Origin of the sequence: Clostridium sp. 2218st1_F5_2218SCRN_220325 (genome assembly GCF_039062665.1) — a bacterium.
Taxonomy (GTDB): domain Bacteria; phylum Bacillota; class Clostridia; order Peptostreptococcales; family Peptostreptococcaceae; genus Intestinibacter.
In genome coordinates, this window is record NZ_JBCLNH010000015.1 from 1 (window position 1) to 19,465 (window position 19,465).

At 26.7% G+C, this 19,465-nt stretch carries 19 protein-coding genes; 4 read left to right on the plus strand and 15 right to left on the minus strand.

What is annotated here, in order from left to right:
* Positions 1-176: 176 nt before the first annotated feature.
* The 3 genes from ABCM86_RS09530 to proB form a co-directional block, all read right to left on the minus strand.
* Positions 177-971 carry a formate/nitrite transporter family protein gene (locus ABCM86_RS09530; RefSeq protein ID WP_295733050.1) on the minus strand — a complete coding sequence of 265 codons (795 nt, stop codon included), beginning with the start codon at positions 969-971 and terminating at the stop codon, positions 177-179.
* 317 nt (positions 972-1,288) lie between these two features.
* Positions 1,289-2,533, minus strand: a complete 1,245-nt coding sequence (locus tag ABCM86_RS09535) for a glutamate-5-semialdehyde dehydrogenase (RefSeq protein WP_195929823.1) — start codon at positions 2,531-2,533, stop codon at positions 1,289-1,291.
* Positions 2,534-2,548: 15 nt separating this feature from the next.
* Positions 2,549-3,358: a glutamate 5-kinase gene (gene proB / locus ABCM86_RS09540; RefSeq protein WP_195929824.1), complete on the minus strand. Its 810-nt coding sequence runs from the start codon at positions 3,356-3,358 to the stop codon at positions 2,549-2,551.
* 211 nt (positions 3,359-3,569) lie between these two features.
* On the opposite strand from proB, the gene ABCM86_RS09545 reads away from it, so the two are divergent.
* Positions 3,570-3,932: a DUF6483 family protein gene (locus ABCM86_RS09545; protein WP_195929825.1), complete on the plus strand. Its 363-nt coding sequence runs from the start codon at positions 3,570-3,572 to the stop codon at positions 3,930-3,932.
* 78 nt (positions 3,933-4,010) lie between these two features.
* On the opposite strand, the gene ABCM86_RS09550 is transcribed toward ABCM86_RS09545, so the two are convergent.
* On the minus strand, positions 4,011-6,233 hold the full coding sequence (locus ABCM86_RS09550) for a Piwi domain-containing protein (RefSeq protein ID WP_195929826.1): 2,223 nt from the start codon (positions 6,231-6,233) through the stop codon (positions 4,011-4,013).
* Between the two features lie 324 nt (positions 6,234-6,557).
* On the opposite strand from ABCM86_RS09550, the gene ABCM86_RS09555 reads away from it, so the two are divergent.
* Positions 6,558-6,956 carry a DUF3592 domain-containing protein gene (locus ABCM86_RS09555; protein WP_195929827.1) on the plus strand — a complete coding sequence of 133 codons (399 nt, stop codon included), beginning with the start codon at positions 6,558-6,560 and terminating at the stop codon, positions 6,954-6,956.
* 193 nt (positions 6,957-7,149) lie between these two features.
* Here the strand turns inward: ABCM86_RS09555 and ABCM86_RS09560 are convergent, their stop codons facing one another.
* The 7 genes from ABCM86_RS09560 to ABCM86_RS09590 all read right to left on the minus strand — a co-directional run bounded on the left by ABCM86_RS09560 (position 7,150) and on the right by ABCM86_RS09590 (position 15,346).
* A complete protein-coding gene (locus ABCM86_RS09560) occupies positions 7,150-9,285 on the minus strand; it encodes a sensor histidine kinase (RefSeq protein WP_195929828.1) in 2,136 nt (711 codons plus the stop codon).
* Between the two features lie 10 nt (positions 9,286-9,295).
* Complete coding sequence (locus ABCM86_RS09565) at positions 9,296-9,994, minus strand: response regulator transcription factor (RefSeq protein WP_195929829.1); 699 nt, start codon at positions 9,992-9,994, stop codon at positions 9,296-9,298.
* Positions 9,995-10,213: 219 nt separating this feature from the next.
* Positions 10,214-10,831 (minus strand): hypothetical protein, encoded by a 618-nt coding sequence (locus ABCM86_RS09570; protein ID WP_195929830.1) that lies wholly within the window; start codon positions 10,829-10,831, stop codon positions 10,214-10,216.
* A 190-nt stretch (positions 10,832-11,021) separates the two neighbouring features.
* Positions 11,022-11,339, minus strand: a complete 318-nt coding sequence (locus ABCM86_RS09575) for a thioredoxin domain-containing protein (RefSeq protein WP_195929831.1) — start codon at positions 11,337-11,339, stop codon at positions 11,022-11,024.
* Between the two features lie 21 nt (positions 11,340-11,360).
* On the minus strand, positions 11,361-12,293 hold the full coding sequence (trxB, locus tag ABCM86_RS09580; RefSeq protein ID WP_195929832.1) for a thioredoxin-disulfide reductase: 933 nt from the start codon (positions 12,291-12,293) through the stop codon (positions 11,361-11,363).
* 18 nt (positions 12,294-12,311) lie between these two features.
* Positions 12,312-14,015: a M3 family oligoendopeptidase gene (locus tag ABCM86_RS09585; RefSeq protein WP_195929833.1), complete on the minus strand. Its 1,704-nt coding sequence runs from the start codon at positions 14,013-14,015 to the stop codon at positions 12,312-12,314.
* Positions 14,016-14,089: 74 nt separating this feature from the next.
* A complete protein-coding gene (locus ABCM86_RS09590; protein ID WP_343003914.1) occupies positions 14,090-15,346 on the minus strand; it encodes a pentapeptide repeat-containing protein in 1,257 nt (418 codons plus the stop codon).
* A gap of 268 nt (positions 15,347-15,614) precedes the next feature.
* On the opposite strand from ABCM86_RS09590, the gene ABCM86_RS09595 reads away from it, so the two are divergent.
* Both ABCM86_RS09595 and ABCM86_RS09600 read left to right on the plus strand, forming a co-directional pair.
* Positions 15,615-16,049 carry a hypothetical protein gene (locus ABCM86_RS09595; protein ID WP_195929835.1) on the plus strand — a complete coding sequence of 145 codons (435 nt, stop codon included), beginning with the start codon at positions 15,615-15,617 and terminating at the stop codon, positions 16,047-16,049.
* A gap of 51 nt (positions 16,050-16,100) precedes the next feature.
* On the plus strand, positions 16,101-16,415 hold the full coding sequence (locus ABCM86_RS09600; protein WP_343003915.1) for a DUF1540 domain-containing protein: 315 nt from the start codon (positions 16,101-16,103) through the stop codon (positions 16,413-16,415).
* Between the two features lie 87 nt (positions 16,416-16,502).
* Here the strand turns inward: ABCM86_RS09600 and ABCM86_RS09605 are convergent, their stop codons facing one another.
* From ABCM86_RS09605 to ABCM86_RS09620, 4 genes are all read right to left on the minus strand, one after another.
* The gene (locus ABCM86_RS09605; RefSeq protein WP_343003916.1) at positions 16,503-17,213 is read right to left on the minus strand and encodes a hypothetical protein; all 711 of its coding nucleotides are present in this window, start codon (positions 17,211-17,213) and stop codon (positions 16,503-16,505) included.
* A gap of 88 nt (positions 17,214-17,301) precedes the next feature.
* On the minus strand, positions 17,302-17,715 hold the full coding sequence (locus tag ABCM86_RS09610) for a DUF3785 domain-containing protein (RefSeq protein WP_295676511.1): 414 nt from the start codon (positions 17,713-17,715) through the stop codon (positions 17,302-17,304).
* A 15-nt stretch (positions 17,716-17,730) separates the two neighbouring features.
* A complete protein-coding gene (locus ABCM86_RS09615) occupies positions 17,731-18,678 on the minus strand; it encodes a biosynthetic peptidoglycan transglycosylase (protein ID WP_295676509.1) in 948 nt (315 codons plus the stop codon).
* Between the two features lie 166 nt (positions 18,679-18,844).
* A complete protein-coding gene (locus ABCM86_RS09620; RefSeq protein WP_195929839.1) occupies positions 18,845-19,318 on the minus strand; it encodes a hypothetical protein in 474 nt (157 codons plus the stop codon).
* Between the last annotated feature and the right edge of the window lie 147 nt (positions 19,319-19,465).

A 19,465-nucleotide genomic window follows, 5' to 3' on the forward strand; every position in this document is an offset into this window, starting at 1 on the left:
ACTGTAACATGAACATAAACTTATGAGCTATTTTTTTATCCATTTTTAAGTGTTGCACTTAATATGATAATTCATCTCATAAAAATATTTATTTTAAAAGCACAAAAAAAGACATCAAGATAAATATTTAAATTATTTATCTTGATGTCTTTATATATATTTTAAATGATAGAAAATTAAGCCGCTCTATCTACTTTTTCTGCTTTTTTATCTCCAGTAGATAAGAAATAAGTTCCTATTCCTAAGAATAATATTCCTCCTACCATATTTCCTAATGTTACAAAGAATAAATTGTATGCCATTCCTGAAATAGTTACTGAAGTAGCTCCTGATAATATGCATGTAGCGAAAGTTATCATATTTGCAATACAGTGTTCAAATCCACTTGTAACGAATGCAAATAAAGTTAAGAATAATATTATTAACTTAGCTGTATCATCTTTTAATTTATATGCAGCTAGAACACCTGAACAAACTAATATATTACATAAGATACCTTTAAAGAATAATTGATATGCTGCAGCATCAATTTTACCTAATGCAGTATATTCAAAATACTCAAGAGTAGTACCTTTGAATAATCCAGTTCCTATAAATAAAAGTGATATTAATATAGCTCCTATAAAGTTTCCTAAGTAACTATATCCTAAAACTTTACCACCATCTTTTATGCTAGTTTCTTTGCTCATAGCCCCAACAGCCATAACCATGTTGTTACTTGTAAATAATTCACTACCTAAAAGTATTATTAAACTAAGTGCTACTGAGAATGACATCCCAACAGCTATTTTAGTCATTGGTGAATGTACATCATGTAAATATCCACCTACTGTAAAGATTAGTATATCTCCTAATCCTATGAAGATACCTGCAAACATAGCTGATACTAGGTATCTTAGTTTACTTTGATTTAAAAAGTCGATTTTATGTTTAGCTTTATGAGCTAACATATTTACTGTATCTTGGTTCATCGTCCCGTCTCCTCTAAAATTGTTTTGTATAATTTCAAGCTTTTCTATTTTATCACAGTTCAATCTTATTTTTCAAATTTTTTTTAATTATAATTTTAATAGTTCGTAATCTCGACATATTAATTGTTTTTATATGTATAATTAAGATTATATGCCAATATTCGATATGATAACTAACATATAATTAGTATTTATAGTTTTAGTTTATATTTTCTTGTACCTTTTTGTAGTTTTTATAAAAAAAGATTGATTTAAAATTATTATTTTAAATCAATCTTTTAAAGTAAATTGCTATATTTTTCATTTATTTTTTATAACTATCTTATTTGTCCATCTCCAAAGATGATGTATTTAGTAGTTGTAAGTTCTTTAAGTCCCATTGGTCCTCTCGCGTGAAGTTTTTGAGTACTTATACCTATTTCTCCACCGAATCCAAATTCTCCACCATCTGTAAATCTTGTAGATGCATTTACATATACTGCTGCTGCGTCTACTCTTTGTAAGAATTTTTGGCTATTTTTATAACTTTCAGTTACTATTGATTCTGAGTGACCTGTATTGTATTTATTTATATGTTTTATAGCTTCATCAACATCTTTTACAACTTTAACTGCTATTATTAAGTCTAAGTATTCTTGATGCCATTCAGGCTCTTCTATAACTTTTATATCATTTACTATAGATTGAGCTTTTTCGCATCCTCTAACTTCAACGTCGTTTTCTCTAAGTGCTTTTACTATAGTTGGTAAAAATTCATTTGCTACTGCTTCATGAACTAATAATTTTTCTGCCGCATTACAAACTCCTGGTCTTTGAACTTTAGCATTTAATACTATAGCTTTTGCCATTTCTAAGTCAGCAGTTTCGTCTACAAATATATGACAGTTTCCTGTTCCTGTCTCAATTACTGGAACTGTTGCATTTTGAACAACTGATTTTATAAGACCTGCCCCACCCCTTGGGATTAAAACATCTATATAGTCATTAAGTCTCATCATCTCAGTTGCTGTTTCTCTTGAAGTATCTTCTAGTAATTGTACACAATCTTGTGGTAGACCACTTCTTTTTATACCTTCTACTAATGCTTTTGCTACTGCTTTATTTGAGTTTATTGCATCACTTGCACCTCTTAATATAACAGCGTTTCCTGATTTTAAACAAAGACCTGCAGCATCACTAGTTACATTTGGTCTTGATTCATATATTATTCCTAAAACCCCTATAGGAACTCTTTTTTGACCTATTTCAAGTCCATTAGGCATTTGCCACATATTTGTAACCTCACCTACTGGATCTTGTAATTTTACTATATCAAGTAAACCTTGTGCCATAGCTTCTATTCTAGAATCATCAAGAGATAATCTATCAAGTAAAGCTTCTGTTATTCCTTTTTTAATAGCATTTTGTCTATCTATTTCGTTTGCTTTTATTATTTCGTCTTTTGCTTTTACTAATTCTTCAGCCATAAAAGTTAAAGCTTGATTTTTTTGGCCGGCAGATGCTATCCCTAATTCATAAGATGCTTCTTTTGCCTTTTGGCCCATTGAAATTAAACTACTCATAATATTTTCCCCTTTCTATCTTTTTGCAGTGAATAAAGTTCCCACTTCTTGTCCTTCTAATATATCAGAAATTATAGATGGTTCTTCTCCATTTGCAAGTACCATATTTACTCCTGCTTTTGTCGCTTTATGAGCTGCAGCAATTTTTGTTGCCATTCCACCAGTTCCTAAACTTGAACCAGCACCACCTGCACATGCTTCTATTTCTTCTGTAATCTCATCAATTTGTTTTATTAATTTTGCATTTGGATTTTCTTTTGGATTACTGTCATAGAAACCATCTATATCAGATAATATAATTAATAAATCTGCATCTATAAGAACAGAAACTATTGCTGATAAGTTATCGTTATCTCCAAATCTAGCTATATTTTCTAATTCGTCTATTGAAACTGTATCATTCTCATTTACGATTGGAATAATCCCCTTTTGAAGTAATAACTCAAAAGTATTACATACATTTTGTTTTATATGTTCATCTTCTATTACATCTCTAGTTAAAAGTACTTGACCTACTGTATGTGAATATTCTCCAAAAAATTTACTATATATATGCATTAATTCACACTGTCCTATTGCTGCCAGTGCTTGTTTCTCTCTTATATTTGTGGGCTTTTCTTTTAATTTTAATTTTCCAACTCCAACACCTACTGCTCCAGATGTTACTAAAGTTACTTCTTTTCCTGAGTTAACTATATCAGATAAAACTCTTGTTAATTTTTCAATTCGTCCTAAATTAATTTGTCCATTTGCATAAGTTAGAGTCGATGTCCCTACCTTTACTACAATTCTTTTTGCGTCTTTTATTTCTTTACGAAAGCCCATTTACATTCTCCTTACTGTGTTACAAATTTATGTTAAAATATTATTTTCTATTATAACATATATTTTATTATTATTATTTAAATAATTGATGTTTTCCAGTTTTTTTAACTAATCCTTAACTTTTGGTGTATAATATTTATATCTAGAAACGTTATTATTTATTAAAAGATTTATATAATAATTTATAAAATTGTATATGGGAGGATGAAATATGCTTAAACAAGATTTTCTACTTAGACAAATAGAAAGTTTAGCTATGTCTTTATCTAAACTTTTCTTTAATAAGGACATGGTACAATACGAAGTTTCAGATCAAGAAAATATTAGCGAAACAGATATTTTATATACTAAGCTTGGTAAATTAGTTTCAGAAGGAAAAATAAATGAAGCTGAAAACTTATTATTTGATGAAGTTGATAAAAGCAATATAGAGTATTTAAGAGTCGGTATTGATTTTTATACTAATTTAAATAGACTTGAAGATAGAGTTTTAGAAGCGCATAACTACAGTAGAGAAGAAATTGAACAAGGACTTCATGATTTATCTGCTGAATATGGTATTAACTTATCTTAATCGTTAAAAAAAGGCTATCGCAGGAATAATTAAATATTTATGCGATTGCCTTTTTAAATTTTACGATTTATTATATTTTTAGATAAAATGAAGTATATTAGTATCTATTTTCTTAGGCATAAAGTCTCTATGTGAATAGATTGAGCTTAAATCAGCATAGTGAGTTGTTATTGGAAGTCGTGATTTCATTATGCTACCTATATGCATAAAACTTAGTTTGTATACATCTTCTATTATATTTTGCATGGATTGATGACCATATACTTTTTTAATTCTGAGAGGCCTTGCCATTCCCATAGCACCACTTGGGTTTGTAGTTATTAAATAAGCTTCATTTTCTTTTTCAAAGCACATTCCTATTTCTGTTATCCATTTTTTATTTTCTTTATCTTTAGAATTATAGTTTTCTTGGCTTTTTTCTAACATAGCCATCCTACGATTTATATTTTTCGTAACTTCAATATATTCAAAGTCTATTTCTAAAGACTGTGTTATTTCTTTGAGTTTTTCTAAATCTTCTCTACTTATTCCGTCTCTGTGAAATACTATATGTTTTAAGTCTTTATTATATGTACTTTTATAAAGTTCTTTAGCTTGCGAAACTATACTTTTAAGAAGGTCTGTATCTATTTTCTCTCCATTTTGATTCACTGATATTGTTTTACATTTTAATACTCGTCCATCTTTTCCAACAACTTGTATAAGTCCTGCTGTACTCATATTATTCTCTCTGCATACATCTATACCAATATAACACTCTGAACTCAAATTTTTTGCTAAAATCCATGGTTGAATACCGCTTTTGCAGTATATTCCAAGCAATATATTTAAAAAAGTAGCCTCTTTGGCATTTTTATTGTATGATGTGTATTTATCTAGATTTACAAATTTTTTTATTGTTTCTAAATCTATAAATTGAGTTGGTATATTATTGCTTCCGCCAAATACTTTTTTTAATGTGGCATAATATTTTTCCATGTTTTCTTTTTCTAATATAACTAAAACTGGATTTTTATAATTATTTATTATTTCTAAAATATTAAATTCAAATATATTTTCATTTTCAATATCTATTTTATTTAAATTTATATAATTTTTATCAGTATTAATTTTAACACCTAACTCATTTGATTTAATTATTATCTCAGTTAAAAAAGATGTCACTATGTCGTGCTTTTTTTTATTATTTAAAATGCTCGGATCTATAAAGTAATCTAAGTTTATTTGTTTTGTTTCATAGCTTCCTCCTGCATTTAGGCCAAACATTACACTATTATTTATTAAGTTAGAATTTTTCCCATCTTTTCCGAACTTTAATACAGGTCTTTTAATTATATATTTTTTATATCCTGTTCTTTCAATAAGCATATTGTGTCGTTTAAATTTTACATATGTAGATTTTTCTAATATATCTTCTGCTAAACCCATGCTTTCTCTCATATTATGGCTAGCATCCATTTTAATATATTTATTTCCTTCAACTATGCACTTATTGCCTAGGTTTTCAAATATACATATTTTCTTTAGTCGATTTGGCAAATATGGAAAAATACTTCCATCTCTACTTTTTACAAGAACAGCTTTTATTTTTTCGTTTAATCCCTCTACAATATAATTTTGGTTTTTACTCTTATAATATTCGATTATAGAAGTTTTTATATAATCATTTTTTTCACTTATGGTAAATGGTGCCTCTTCGATAAATTCATATACTATATTATTATAAAAGTCTTTTACCTTGTCACCTTTTTTTATATTACCTGATTTTATTTCTTCATCTAGTGTTTTTTGATATTCAAATTCATGGCTTAGGAAAAATCCTATAATTATATCTCCTTTATGAATATTTACATCAAAGTTCATCTTTCTTCGTATAATGAGATTATCACTAAAATATATTGGCCTTTTTAAATATACAGATGAATTTGAATTCCCCCTTATTTCAAACTTATTCATCTTTAAATTTTGTATATTTTCTTTAATATCACATAAAATAAGCCTCTCTAATATCCTTTTTTCAGTAGAATTTTCTAAATTAATTGTTCTATTTTCTAACTTTTGGGGTATATTCTCATATTCTCCCCAATTTTGTATTACATCAAAGGATGCTATTATATACTCATTAAACACTATACGCTGATTTGGATTTATTTTTTTTAATTCTCGTATAATACTATAATTTTCACTATGCCTTTCACTTATATCTTTTACTGGCATAGTATATAAAAATATTTTTATATTTTCTGGCTTTAATTCATTCTTAAATTCAGTTATTACATTATATTCTCTATCTAAGCACAAAACAAACCCTACTCCTTTATCTTTATATTTAAATCCAAATATACTAAAACTCTTATTTTAATTCCCTATATATTTATTTTAGGGAAAATTTAACAAAACCATACATTGTGTAAGATTTTTTTAATATAAATCTCTTAGTCACCTGAAAAATTTCTATCTAAAAGCTCATTTCGATTGTTATTTATATTGTTATATCTGACTTTTATATAAAGTTATCAAATTGATTTCTAGAAATCTTTTTGCTACAATATAGATGGGATAAATTTAAAATTAGACGGCTAGGATATTGACCCTAATGTAATATAATGGGGAGGTAAAGTTTATATGCAAAATATGTTTATTGCTATTTTTTTATTAATCATCGCTAGCTTTATTGTAACATTTCTTATGACATATCGAAAAAATCAAAAAAAGATGCATCATGTATGTACTGCATCAATTCTTGGAAGGATAGAGGACTTCGAAATATCACACCATCAAGGTGAAAAATTATATACTGAAGTATGTATTTACGAAATAAATAAAAAAACATACACTAAAAAATCATCTACTTCTTCCAAAAACAAAGTCCATGAAATAGGGGATGAAATCTTAATACGTTATGAACCTCAAAATCCAAACAATTCTTTTATAGCTCACGATATAAAAATGAATAAAACTACTGATATAATCTTATGGACTACATTTTTTATATGCACAATTGGAGGGATTATGATGTTCTAATATATTATCACGGTATTAATTTACTGAATTTTACAAAAATATATTTTCTCAAAAATTCACTTCGTTCATATCGCCAACGACTTCGTCCGTTGCTTAAGTTAAGAGGTTGGAAATTAGAATAAAAAAATAAGGGCTTTATTCAATCAACTTAATTTTATTGAATAATCCCTTATTTTTTAATTATTTTTATTTCTTATTTTTCAATTGATATAGATGGATTATATTCATTCATAACTACTTTTACCTTAAATAAATCTCCATCTATTTCTATGCTCATCTTTCCACCTTGAAGGCTTACTAAATCTCTAGCTATAGCAAGTCCAAGTCCACTTCCTTCAGTATTTCTAGATTCATCTGCTCTTTTAAATCTCTCCATTATTTCATCTGGATCAAAATTAAGTTCATAGGAAGATATATTTTTCATAGTTGTAATTATTTTGCCATCTTCTTTTGTGACATCTATATATACACGTGTATTTTTAAGTGAATACTTACTTATATTGCAAAGTAAATTTTCAAATACTCTATATAACCTTCTTCCATCTGCTAAAACATAAGTATCTTCTTCTGTTAAGTTAACTCTCAGACTTAAGTTTGCTTCTTCTAATTTATCTTCTAACTCACCTATACTTTGTTGCAATAATTGTTTTAAATCTAGTCTTACTAATTCAAGTTCTATATTTCCTGTACTAGCCTTACTAGCCTCAAATAAATCTTCTATTAATATTTTTAATCTTTTTGATTTTTTATCAAGTACTTGTACATAGTCTTTTAAATATTCTGGTTGTATATTTTCTTCTTTTTTAATTAATTCAACATAATTTATTATAGATGTTAGTGGCGTTTTTAAATCATGAGATACATTTGTTATAAGCTCACTTTTCATTCTCTCACTTTTGATTCTCTGTTCAATTGAATTTTCAAGTCCTTGACTTATATTGTTTATATCATTTGCAAGCGAAGAAAAATAAATATCATTTTTTTCTTCGATTTTATAATTTATTTCGCCTTCTTTTATCCTGTGAACGCCTTTCATTATCTCATTTAGATATCCTAGCTTGTTGACAAAATATATTAAAAACCATAATTGAATTCCAAATAACATTATTAACACAAAAAACTCTATCCATGACCCTGACATAGTTAAAACTATAAATTCTGCTACTACACATAAAATTGCAACAGTAACTATTTTCTTTGTCAAATCAAAATCTTTATTTTGTTTAATTGCATTTCTCATTTCTTTTATACCAGATTTCATTTTTTTTAATAACCAAATTATAACTTTGACACACCAACTCGTTTTAAAGAAATCTCTTTTCCTTTCAAAGTTAGATAATTGCTTTATAATAAGGATAAAGTAAAATAAAAGTATAAATATAGGTATTATACAAAATTGATTTACAAATGCATTTGGTTCTTCTGCTATTGTAACAATTAGCGCTATATCAATAGATAAAAGTGTAACTATAACTTCTAATGGTATTTTATTATAATAATTCCAAAATTCTCGTTTTGTTTTAGGTAATTTAAAATTCATAATCATATATACTACAAAGAATATAAGAGACAATAGCCCCATTGGTATGCCCAACTCTAAACATTTTTCATATTTATTTACAATCTGCTGATAATAAGAGTATCCATATTCAAATGGATTGCTATCTATTAATTTTTTTGAAATAGAAATATAAGCATCAATATCATCATTTACATCTATTGCTTGATTTTCAGCATAATAAAAATATCTACTTATTGGTTTATATTCTGTATTTCCTATTTTTCTATTTACTAAATTATTATTTTCAAACTTTGCTTGATAATATCCACTTGCATTTTCTTTAAAATCATTTAGTGTTTTATAATCAGTATTAGTTGTGATTTCACCTGTAGTGTTATTTTTTATAAAATATTCAATACCTCGCATTTCGTTTAATATTATTTTAGATTCAGACTTCAGATTTTCTGCAAGCTCTTTTTCAGTCATATTTATATTGTCTTCACTGTCATAATAATAAATACCTTCATTATAGTCATAATAATATGAACCCATTGCTCCAGCATTTGAACTATATTTATCTTCATTTTCCGAATCTATAACAGAATATTTTAAATTTGTTAAAATGCTATTCATAACCTTATGATTAAAATATTTACTTTTAAAATAATTTGTTTCTATATGCATACCATTCTCTTGCACATCTGAAGTCATTAAATTATAAGTAAAATCAGCATTATAGCTATATGCCAAAAATGAAATATTAATTCCTAAAAAAATTGATAAACATATTAAAAATCCTAATAAAAAAATATTTTTTAATTTTTTCATTAATTCACCTCTATATTTTTTCTATTTTATATCCAATCCCCCACACAACTTTTAAATATCTAGGCTCCTTAGGATTTATCTCGATTTTTTCTCTAATTCTTCTAATATGAACAGCCACTGTATTTTCTACATTAAAACTCTCTTCTTTCCATACTTTTTCATAAATTTCGTCAATCGAGAAAACTCGTCCCTTATTTCTAAGCAGCAATTCTAATATTCTATATTCTATAGGAGTTACTTTTACATTAAGGCCATCTACTTTAACTTCCTTAGTAGAAGTATTTAATTCTAAGCCACCACTTTTCAAAATATCTTGTTGTAGTGATTCATTGCTAAAGTTTCCTAAGTTCATATATCTTCTTAAATTTGATTTTACTCTTGCGATAAGCTCTAATAAGTTAAATGGTTTTGTTATATAGTCGTCTGCTCCTATATTTAAACCTAAAATTTTATCCGTATCCTCTCCTTTTGCTGATACTAAAATTATAGGTATATTTTTGTCTTGTCTTATTTTTATAGTCGCCTTAATTCCATCTAATTTAGGCATCATTATATCCATTAAAATAAGATGTATATCTTCTCTCATCAATATATCTAATGCTTCTAATCCGTCATAAGCTTTAAATACTTTATACCCCTCATTGTTTAAGTAAATTTCTATCGATTCTACTATTTCTTTATCGTCATCGGCTACCAATATATTATACATAATCTAATATCCTTTCATTTCTCATGTGCTATTATATTTTATAATAACACATTCAAAACAATTATACACGCCTATCCTCCCTTATTAAATTATCAAATTTATACTTTGATAATAATAATTAATTTTTACATACTACTTTATATAAATCTTAACTTTTTCTTACAATAAAAAAACTGAACTCGAAAGTTCAGTTTTTTTATTTATATAAATTTTTAATTATTATTTTAATAATTCAAAGTATCCTGATGGATGGAAGAAATATATATGACCACTGTTTTTATCTACTAAGTATGCCATATCACCATCACATTGTGGTAAGAAAACATATCCTTGTATACCTTTTTCTTTTATGCATGTATATGTATTTTCATCGCCCATATAATCATATCCTGCAACCCCTGGTTCATAAGCTTTTACAAGTTGTAATGCTTGTGATTGAGTTAATGTAGTTTTTTGTTCTACAACTGTTTGACTTTCTTCAGCTTTAGGTTCTTCTTTATTTACTACATTAGTTGTAGGTTGAGTTGTAGCTTGTGGTTGTTTTTGTTCTGTTGCAGTTGTATTTACTGCTACATTTTCTTTTTTAGCTACAGCATCTTGAGTTTGATTATCAGTTTTTACTTCTGTTGTATCTTGTTTTTCAGTTGCTTCAGTAGCTTGTTCTTTAACTTTGTCAGTTTCATTTTTATCAGTTTTAATATTTGTATTAGTTGCTACAACCTCTGATGTTTTTTGTTCTTCTTTATTCGAATTATTTGCGTAAGCTTCTCTTACTGGACCTACTACCATTAAACCTACACATAATACTGAGATAACACTTATAATAGCTTTTTTCATAACACTTGCCTCCTATTCAGACCCTTTTGTTTTATTGAATGAATTTTATTATTTCTTTTATTTAATTTATACTATTATAATATCATCAAAATTTTTAATTTGTGGTTACACAAATGTTACTTTAGATTACAAATTCGTAACAAATATACGTAGAAATTTGTAACAATTTTTTACTATTTTGTAACAAGGATTAAACGAATTTTTTTATCATATTTTCAATCTTTTCTATAGTTACATCTCCATTAGAAGTTTCATCTAATATTTTACCATCTTCATAAATTCTTATTACTGGCAAACTCAATACTTTTTGTTTTATAGCTATTCTTGGAGCCCTTTTAGTGTCTATATCACAGAATTTCATACTTTTATTGTATTTTTTAGATAATGCCTCTACACCTGGAAGTAATTCTTTACATGGTTGACATGTTTCGCTCCAAAATTCTACAACAACTTTTCCTTTATATTTTAAAACTTCTTCTTCAAATGTTTCTTTATTTACACTAATCATTAATATCGCCCCCAAGTTAATCTAATTTATATATTTTTCAACATTTATAGCTGCTATCGCTCCATCATTACAAGCTGTTATTACTTGTCTTAAGTCCTTTGATCTGCAATCACCTATTGCATATACACCATCTATATTTGTCTTCATATTTTCATCAGTTTTTATGTAACCTTTCTCATCTAGATTTAACAATCCTTTAAATAAATCTGTTTGAGATTTTAATCCTACAAAAACAAACAATCCTATAATTTCGTCATCTTCATCTGCTATAAATACACTTTCTTCATTTGTCTTTAAATTTTTTACTTTTATTCCATTTAAAACATCTCGACCCAATAATTCAATAATTTTTACATTGTTTATTATTTCTATATTATCTTTTTCTCTACATTTTTCTTCTATATATCCACTACATTTAAGTTCATCATATTTACTTAAAATTGTAACTTTTTTAGCAAATTTAGATAGATATAAACTCTCTTTTACTGCACTTTCGCCCCCTCCAGCAACATATACATGTAAATCTTCAAAAAGGTGACCATCGCAAATCGCACAGTAAGATAGTCCTCTACCTAAAAATTCATCTTCTCTATCTACATTTAAATTCTTATGTTTGCATCCAGTAGCTATAATAACTGATTTTGTTTTGTAAGTATTATTTTTGCATTTTATAGTTTTTATTTCTTTGTTTAATTCTATATCTAAAACTTTATCTTTGATAAACTCTGCATCAAACTTTTCACATTGTTTTATCATTCTTTTTGCTAATGAAGCTCCTGTTTCATCTTCTATAGAACCTGGATAATTTTCTATCACTCCAGTATTTAGAATTTGGCCTCCAAATAAATTTTTCTCTATTATTAAAGTTTTTAATTTGGATCTTGCTGAGTATATTCCTGCGCTTAATCCCCCAGGGCCTGAGCCTATTATTATAACATCATAAATATTATTCATTACATCGCCTCAATACAATTATAAATCACTATCTTTTATATTTTCTAATAATGCACCAACTTTTTGTGAAATATTTTTCATAGTATTTTCTTCAAATGGTGATTCTAAATTTCCTATTTCTACAATTTCTAAAAACGACTTAGTTCCACCTATTTTACAGATATTTATATAATCATCCCAAGCCTTTTTAAAGTCTTCATTTGACTTGTTTAAAAATTGGAATGCACATACTTGAGCAAGTACATAATCAATATAGTAGAATGGATTTTTGAAAATATGCCCTTGTTTAAACCAATAACAACCTTTTTCTAAAATATCTATATCTCTATAATCTCTATGTGGTAAGTATTTTTTTTCTAAATCTCTAAATACTTGCTTTCTCTCATCTGGTGACATATCTGGATTTTCATAAATTCTGTGTTGGAATTCATCAACAATCACTCCATAAGGTATAAACTTAATTGCCGAACTCATATGATAGAATTTATATTTTAATGTATCTTCTTTAAAGAATAATTCCATCCAAGGATAAGTTATAAACTCCATACTCATTGAATGTATCTCACAGCTATCTAAAGTTGGGAAGTTTATTTCATACATTTCTATATCTCTAGACATGTATAATTGGAATGCATGACCTGCTTCATGAGTTAATACGTCTATATCTTCTGATGTATTGTTAAAGTTAGAGAATATAAATGGACTGTTATAATTAGGTATATGAGTACAATATCCACCTGCTGCTTTTGATTTTCTAGTCACTAAGTCCATAAGCTCATTTTCCGTCATGTAATTGAAAAATTCAGCTGTTTCAGGCGATAATTCACTATACATTCTTTTACCATTTTCAATTATGTATTTTTCGTATTCTTCTCCACCTTTAATAGTTGCATTTCCGCTTTTAAATTCTATAGATTCGTCTGCAAACCAAAAATCATCTATACCTATTCTTTTAGCTTGTCTTTCATAAAGCTTATTACATAGTAAAACTATATAATCTTGTACTTCTTTTCTCAGCTTCTTGATCATATCTTCATTATAGTCACTTCTATTCATTCTTATATAGCCTAACTCTGTAAACGAATTGTATCCAAGTTTTTTAGCCATTTTATCTCTTACAGCAACTAATTTATCAAATAGTTCGTCAAATTTAGCTTCATTTTCTTTAAAATAGCTGTAATACAACTTTGTCGATTCTATTCTTGTTTCTCTATCTTTATCCATCATATACTTCATAAGTGATGATAAATTATGAGTTTCACCTCTATACTCTATTTTTGCACTTGCTAAAAGCTTTGTGTACTGAGAGCATAACATATTTTCTTCTTGTAAATCTTCTATTATATCTTTTGAGAAAGATTTTATAGAATCCTCACAAATATTATAAAATTGTCTGCTAAAATCATTTATTATTTCTTCTTTAAATTTAGAATTTACTATAGCCTTATAAAAATCACAATTTAAATCTTCATAAAAAGGCATATATTCATCCCAGTATTTTTTCTCTTCTTCATAATATTCATCACTCGTATCTATACTATATCTTATAGATGCAATAGTAGAATTTGATTGAATATCATTTCTTATTTTATTTAATTCTAATATGTACTTTTTTTGTTCCTCATAAGTATTTGAATTATTTATTTTATCTACTAATTTTGTGAAGTCTTCTTTTATATTTTCATAAGAAGAACGTTCGTATTTATATTGTGAAAATTTCATATTGTCCTCCAAAATTATGTTTTATATCTAATTTAAATTTATCACATTTATATAAAATATTAAACAACTATAATCTATCTTGTAATTTTTCTAGCTAGTGTAGCTGTCCATATGCCCACCATAGTAACTCCCAATATCATCTCTATACTCGATAAAATAATACTTGTTCCAGTGGGAATTATATCTCCATAACCTACCGTAGTAAATGTAACTAAACTAAAATAAAGTGATTCTAAAAAATCTACTAAAATTATCTTTTTTTCTAATATTGAAAACCAAGATAGTCGATAGTTTATAAGCCTTCCACCTATACTTATCCCTGTAAATAAATAGATTATAGCAAATATCAAAATTATCTCAAGTGATGTAATCAGTGCGTAAGTCGGTCTTTCTCCATATCCACATACTATCCAAAATAACCTAGATTTAAATTTAGAAAATCCATCTAATGTTTTACATTCGCTACACTTATATAAATAGTGGTATTCTCCCGATATATTTAAAATTCTATTGCTCTCAAATTGGGACGCTATATTTTTATATGACTTATATACATTTTTATAATATGATTTATTTTTATCTTTAGATATGAATTTATCGAAGAAAGTATTTTCATTTAATTTTGTTATAAATTCATCGTCAAATTCCAACTTTGATATATCGCTTTTTATGATAGAAAATGATTTTAGATTACAATCCGAAAAATATATACTTTCAATCTTATTGCTATCGAATATACACTTTTTTAAATTTGATAATATAAATTGTATAGTTTTTATTGTATTTTTCTGAAATATAGATTTTCTCAAATTACTTTTTTCAAATATTGTATTTTCAAAACTACATTCAAAGAAATACGTTATATTTTTCTTTGTAAAATCAAAAAACTCTGTAGTTTTAAATTTTGTATTTAAAAACTCACATTCTAAAAATTCGCATCCCGAAAACGTACAATTTTCAAATTTTACATTTTTAAATATACAATTTTTAAATATGACAAATTCAAACTTAATATTAGAAAATGTTTTAAATATAGTTTGTGAAGTCATTTCAAACAATCCTATTCCAATATTATAAAATGTTTCAAACTTTAGATTTTCTATATCTTCAAAATCAACTATTTCCTTTTCAATCTGACCTTTTTGTCCGATAGAATCTTTTGTTATTATTTTTTTCTTTTTTATATCATTATTTATTGAACTGCCTTGCATATTTTTATTATTTTTAAATACTTCTAATTGATTATAATACCTATCTTTATTTTCAGCTAAGGAAATATCTAGAATTTGTTCGATATTTGCTCTCATTTCATTAAAATTATATTCATACATTACAAACTCCTTTATCCCTTCTAATTAGTTTATATAATAATTTAATTTTTAAATCTTAAAATCCCTTTATTTCAAATCCTAAATTTTAGAGTGAAGTAATATTTTTTAACAGCTAAAAATAAAATTATACAAAACATTAATTTTAAGCATTATTTGAATTTATTATTTTAAATTAGTTATTTTCTCACTTATACCTTAAGTGACTACCGTTTAAAAACGTATTTTTTTAACAAGATTTATGTATTGTTAATAATGGAGGTCTTATTATATGAATAAAAAAATAAAAGAAATTGAAGATAAATTACCAAAAGATTGTTGTAGTTTATGTAGCCATCTAACACTAGATGGTCCTGATGAATTTTTTAAATATGAAATAAAATGCGTCCTTAAAGACTGCACACCTAACCCGCAAGACTACTGCGAGTATTTCGAAGCCGATCACAACGACTTGACTACCTCTGATTTAGACAACTTGTATTTAAATTTTTTAGAATCTTGTTTAAGAGTTAAATATGAAGATTATTTAAACAGTATCTACTGGAGATTATTCAGAGAGCAAATATTGTATAAAAATCACTCTCGTTGCTCAATTTGCCACTCTAAAGAAAATGTCGAAGTATACCATTTAAACAAAAAATTTGGGCGTGAAACAGAAGATGATGTTATCTTGCTATGCTCAAATTGCTTAAAAAAGGATGAATAATTTTCCTAAATTCACGCAAACTAAAGAAAAAATTATGGAGGTATTTAACCTATGAAAAATTTAAAATGTAATGCAGAAAGATGTGTTTATAACGACAACTGTGAATGTTTTGCAGGAAAAATATGTGTAGATGGTACACAAGCTGTAACTACAGCTGATACTTATTGTGCTACTTTTAGAGAAAATGAAAATCCTTCTTTCTCTAGTGATGCTGGATGTTGCTGTCATCACGACCATGCAGTTGGAACTTCAGAAATAAAATGTGAAGCTGTAAACTGTGTATACAACCAACAAAAAGTCTGTAGCGCGCCTGCTGTGCAAATTAACGACTTAGATGCTAGCTGTAATACTTTTAAAGCTAGATAAATTTATTAGAAATTAATATATTTTAACTAAAAATAGATACTATCATAATGTGGTATTTATGATAGTATCTATTTAAAATGCTTATTTTTATTTATTATTGTTACAATCTTTAGTTATGTATTCTTTGTTTGCTTGTAGATTTTTTCTTTGCTCAATTATATTTTTAATATAATCGATATCATCTCTTATTATTCTATGTTTAATTTCTTTAGAATTAATTTTACATATCTTAAATCCAATTTGAATAGCATATCCAAGTCCAAAAGCACTTATAATAGTACCCAGCCCTACACTACCACCTAAAATCCATCCACAAACTAAAACAGTAAGTTCTATGCATATTCTAATAGCTCCAACTGGTTTAGAAAACTTTTTATTAAGCGCTAACATAAGACCATCTCTAGGTCCGCTACCAAGCCCTGCTCCCAAATATAATACTGTTGCAATTGCAGAAATAATTATTCCAATTATCATCATCACAATCCCCATAAATAAATTATCTGCAACTGGTACAATATTCATAGATTTTATAATATCTAAAAATACACCTATAAAAATCATATTTAAAACAGTGCCCCAGCCGACACCCTCACCTAATGCAGCATCTAAAATTACTATCACCAAACCTACCATTATTGATGCCTGCCCCATAGTGATTCCACTCTTAAAAGATAGTCCTTGATGAAGTACATCCCAAGGCGATACACCTATCTTTGCATTAAGCATTACAACAATTCCAAGACCATATAATATAAACCCTGCAAATAGTCTTATTAATAAATACAATATTCTTTTCATATAATACCCCCTTAATTTTATACAAAAAATAAAGAGAACTATAATACATTAATACTATAATTCTCTTCATATAATTTAATATTAAAATCTAAACTACACAGTTTTCTATTTGAACTAATGTATCTCCGCAATTCTTACAAATTATAAGACTTACTATATAGCTATTGTCTACTTTATTAGCTCTTAAAAGCTTATTGAAAGATTGACCTTCGTATTCTTTTTGAATATCACTTATTACAAATTTTTGATCTTTAGTGTATATATAGAAATGATACTCTAGGAATGCAAAGAATTTTTGTTTTTCTTTAACTCCATCTAAACATTCAACACATGCTTCTTTATAATATTGAGTATCAAAGTCGATTTCGTCTAAATCTCCAATCATATTAAGTATATCATCTAAACTTATACCTGTTACAGGTTTTTCTTCGTCATTTAGTAAACATACATTTTTGTTTTCTTCTAATACGTATTCTTTTTCATCATAAACAAATTTTAACATATCTAGGCTCCTTAATTAATCTATCTCTGATGCAAACAAAGTCGGGTCATCTACTGCATCTTGATACTCATCCTTTGTTATATATCCTTGTTCTAGCATATCATCAAGTACCTGTATTTGTCTAGCCTTTGCTTGGTCGTGCTCCCTAAATCTGTAAGGGTTATTTGTTATCCCAGCTAGCATTGCACATTGTGCCAAGTTTAGTTCCGATACATCTTTATTGAAGTAAACCTTTGCTCCCTTCGCAACGCCATATGCTGATTTTCCTAAGTATATATTGTTTAGATAAGTACATAAAATTTCGTCTTTTGTCATTACCTTATTCATCTGAATAGCATTATACATATCTAAAACTTTTCGCTTATATGTTTTGTCTTCACTTGTAAGTAAATTTTTCGATACTTGCATATCTATAGTACTTCCACCTTGTGTTGAAGAAGTCACCAAGTTGTTTAGTGCAGATCTTACAAGTGCCTTTATATCCACTCCATGATGCTTATAAAATCGCCTATCTTCCATAGCTACAACAGCATGTTTTAAGTCATCTGGTATTTGGTCATCACTTACGACTTGACTACTTATATAATTTTCTCTTATCAATTCCTTTGTAACCTGTGGTGCTCCCTGAACTGCATATAAAGCAAATCCAGAGAATACTATTCCTCCAATAACAGCTAAAATTAAAAATACTGAAGCTAATTTAGTAGCTATTTTTAATCTTTTCTTTCTGTTTATTTTTTTCTTTCTATAATAGATTTCTCTTTCTAACTCAAATTGTTCGCGTTCTTCGCGCTTTTTTCGAGCCTCTTGTATAGACTCTTTGTTTTTATTAGTCCTAGTATTTTTTATATTAGAATTTTGTTTCTTAGCATTATTATTGCTGTTTTTCCCTGTATTTCTATTATTGTTGGTAGTTGAGCTAACTTTGCGTCTTCGTATTCTGTTTTCATTATTCTCAGCCATTTTTACCTCCTTTTAATAAATAGATTATACAATGAAATAAGAACAAATAAAAATACAAATTTGTAAGATAAGGATTTTTAATTGTTTTGTAATATTTTTTTAATCTTTTTTTAAATTTATACTTCTTACTTATGTATAATTTTTATTTATATTAGGATGGCTGATTTTAAGATATATTTATAGTCTGTTTAATATGATATTTATAAATTCCGACATCATTATTTATCAAAAGTACAATAGGCTCTTTCATATTATCAAGAGAAACACATATTTTTATTATCTTACTTTCTCCACTGTTTAATTTGCCTAAAAACCCATAAATATTTTGATTTTTATTTATAAAAGTATCTTGTAATTTATTATCTTGGTAAAATTGATATTTTATTTGAGATAACTCCAGGGGTTCGAGACTAGTATTGATTACATTAAACGTCAATATTGCAAATTTGTCATAATCATCACTTATCTCGACATTCTTTTGCTCTAATTCAATATCTTTTAATGAGATGTTTATCTGCTCAGTTGAATTTTTTAAATAATTTGTATCATTATAATCTTTTTCATCTAGTGCATAAATACTATTGTTTAAAGAAACTAATAATATTATCAATAAAAATAATCCTAGTCTTTTTATATTCATAAAATGCTCCTTTTTTAAATTAATATTTTAATTTAAATTTTATTTTGATTTGTTTATATTCTAAAAACCTTGCAAATACGACATATTAAAATGTTTTTATATTAAAATTTTATACAAAGTATATGATTTTATGCACTATTTTATTTT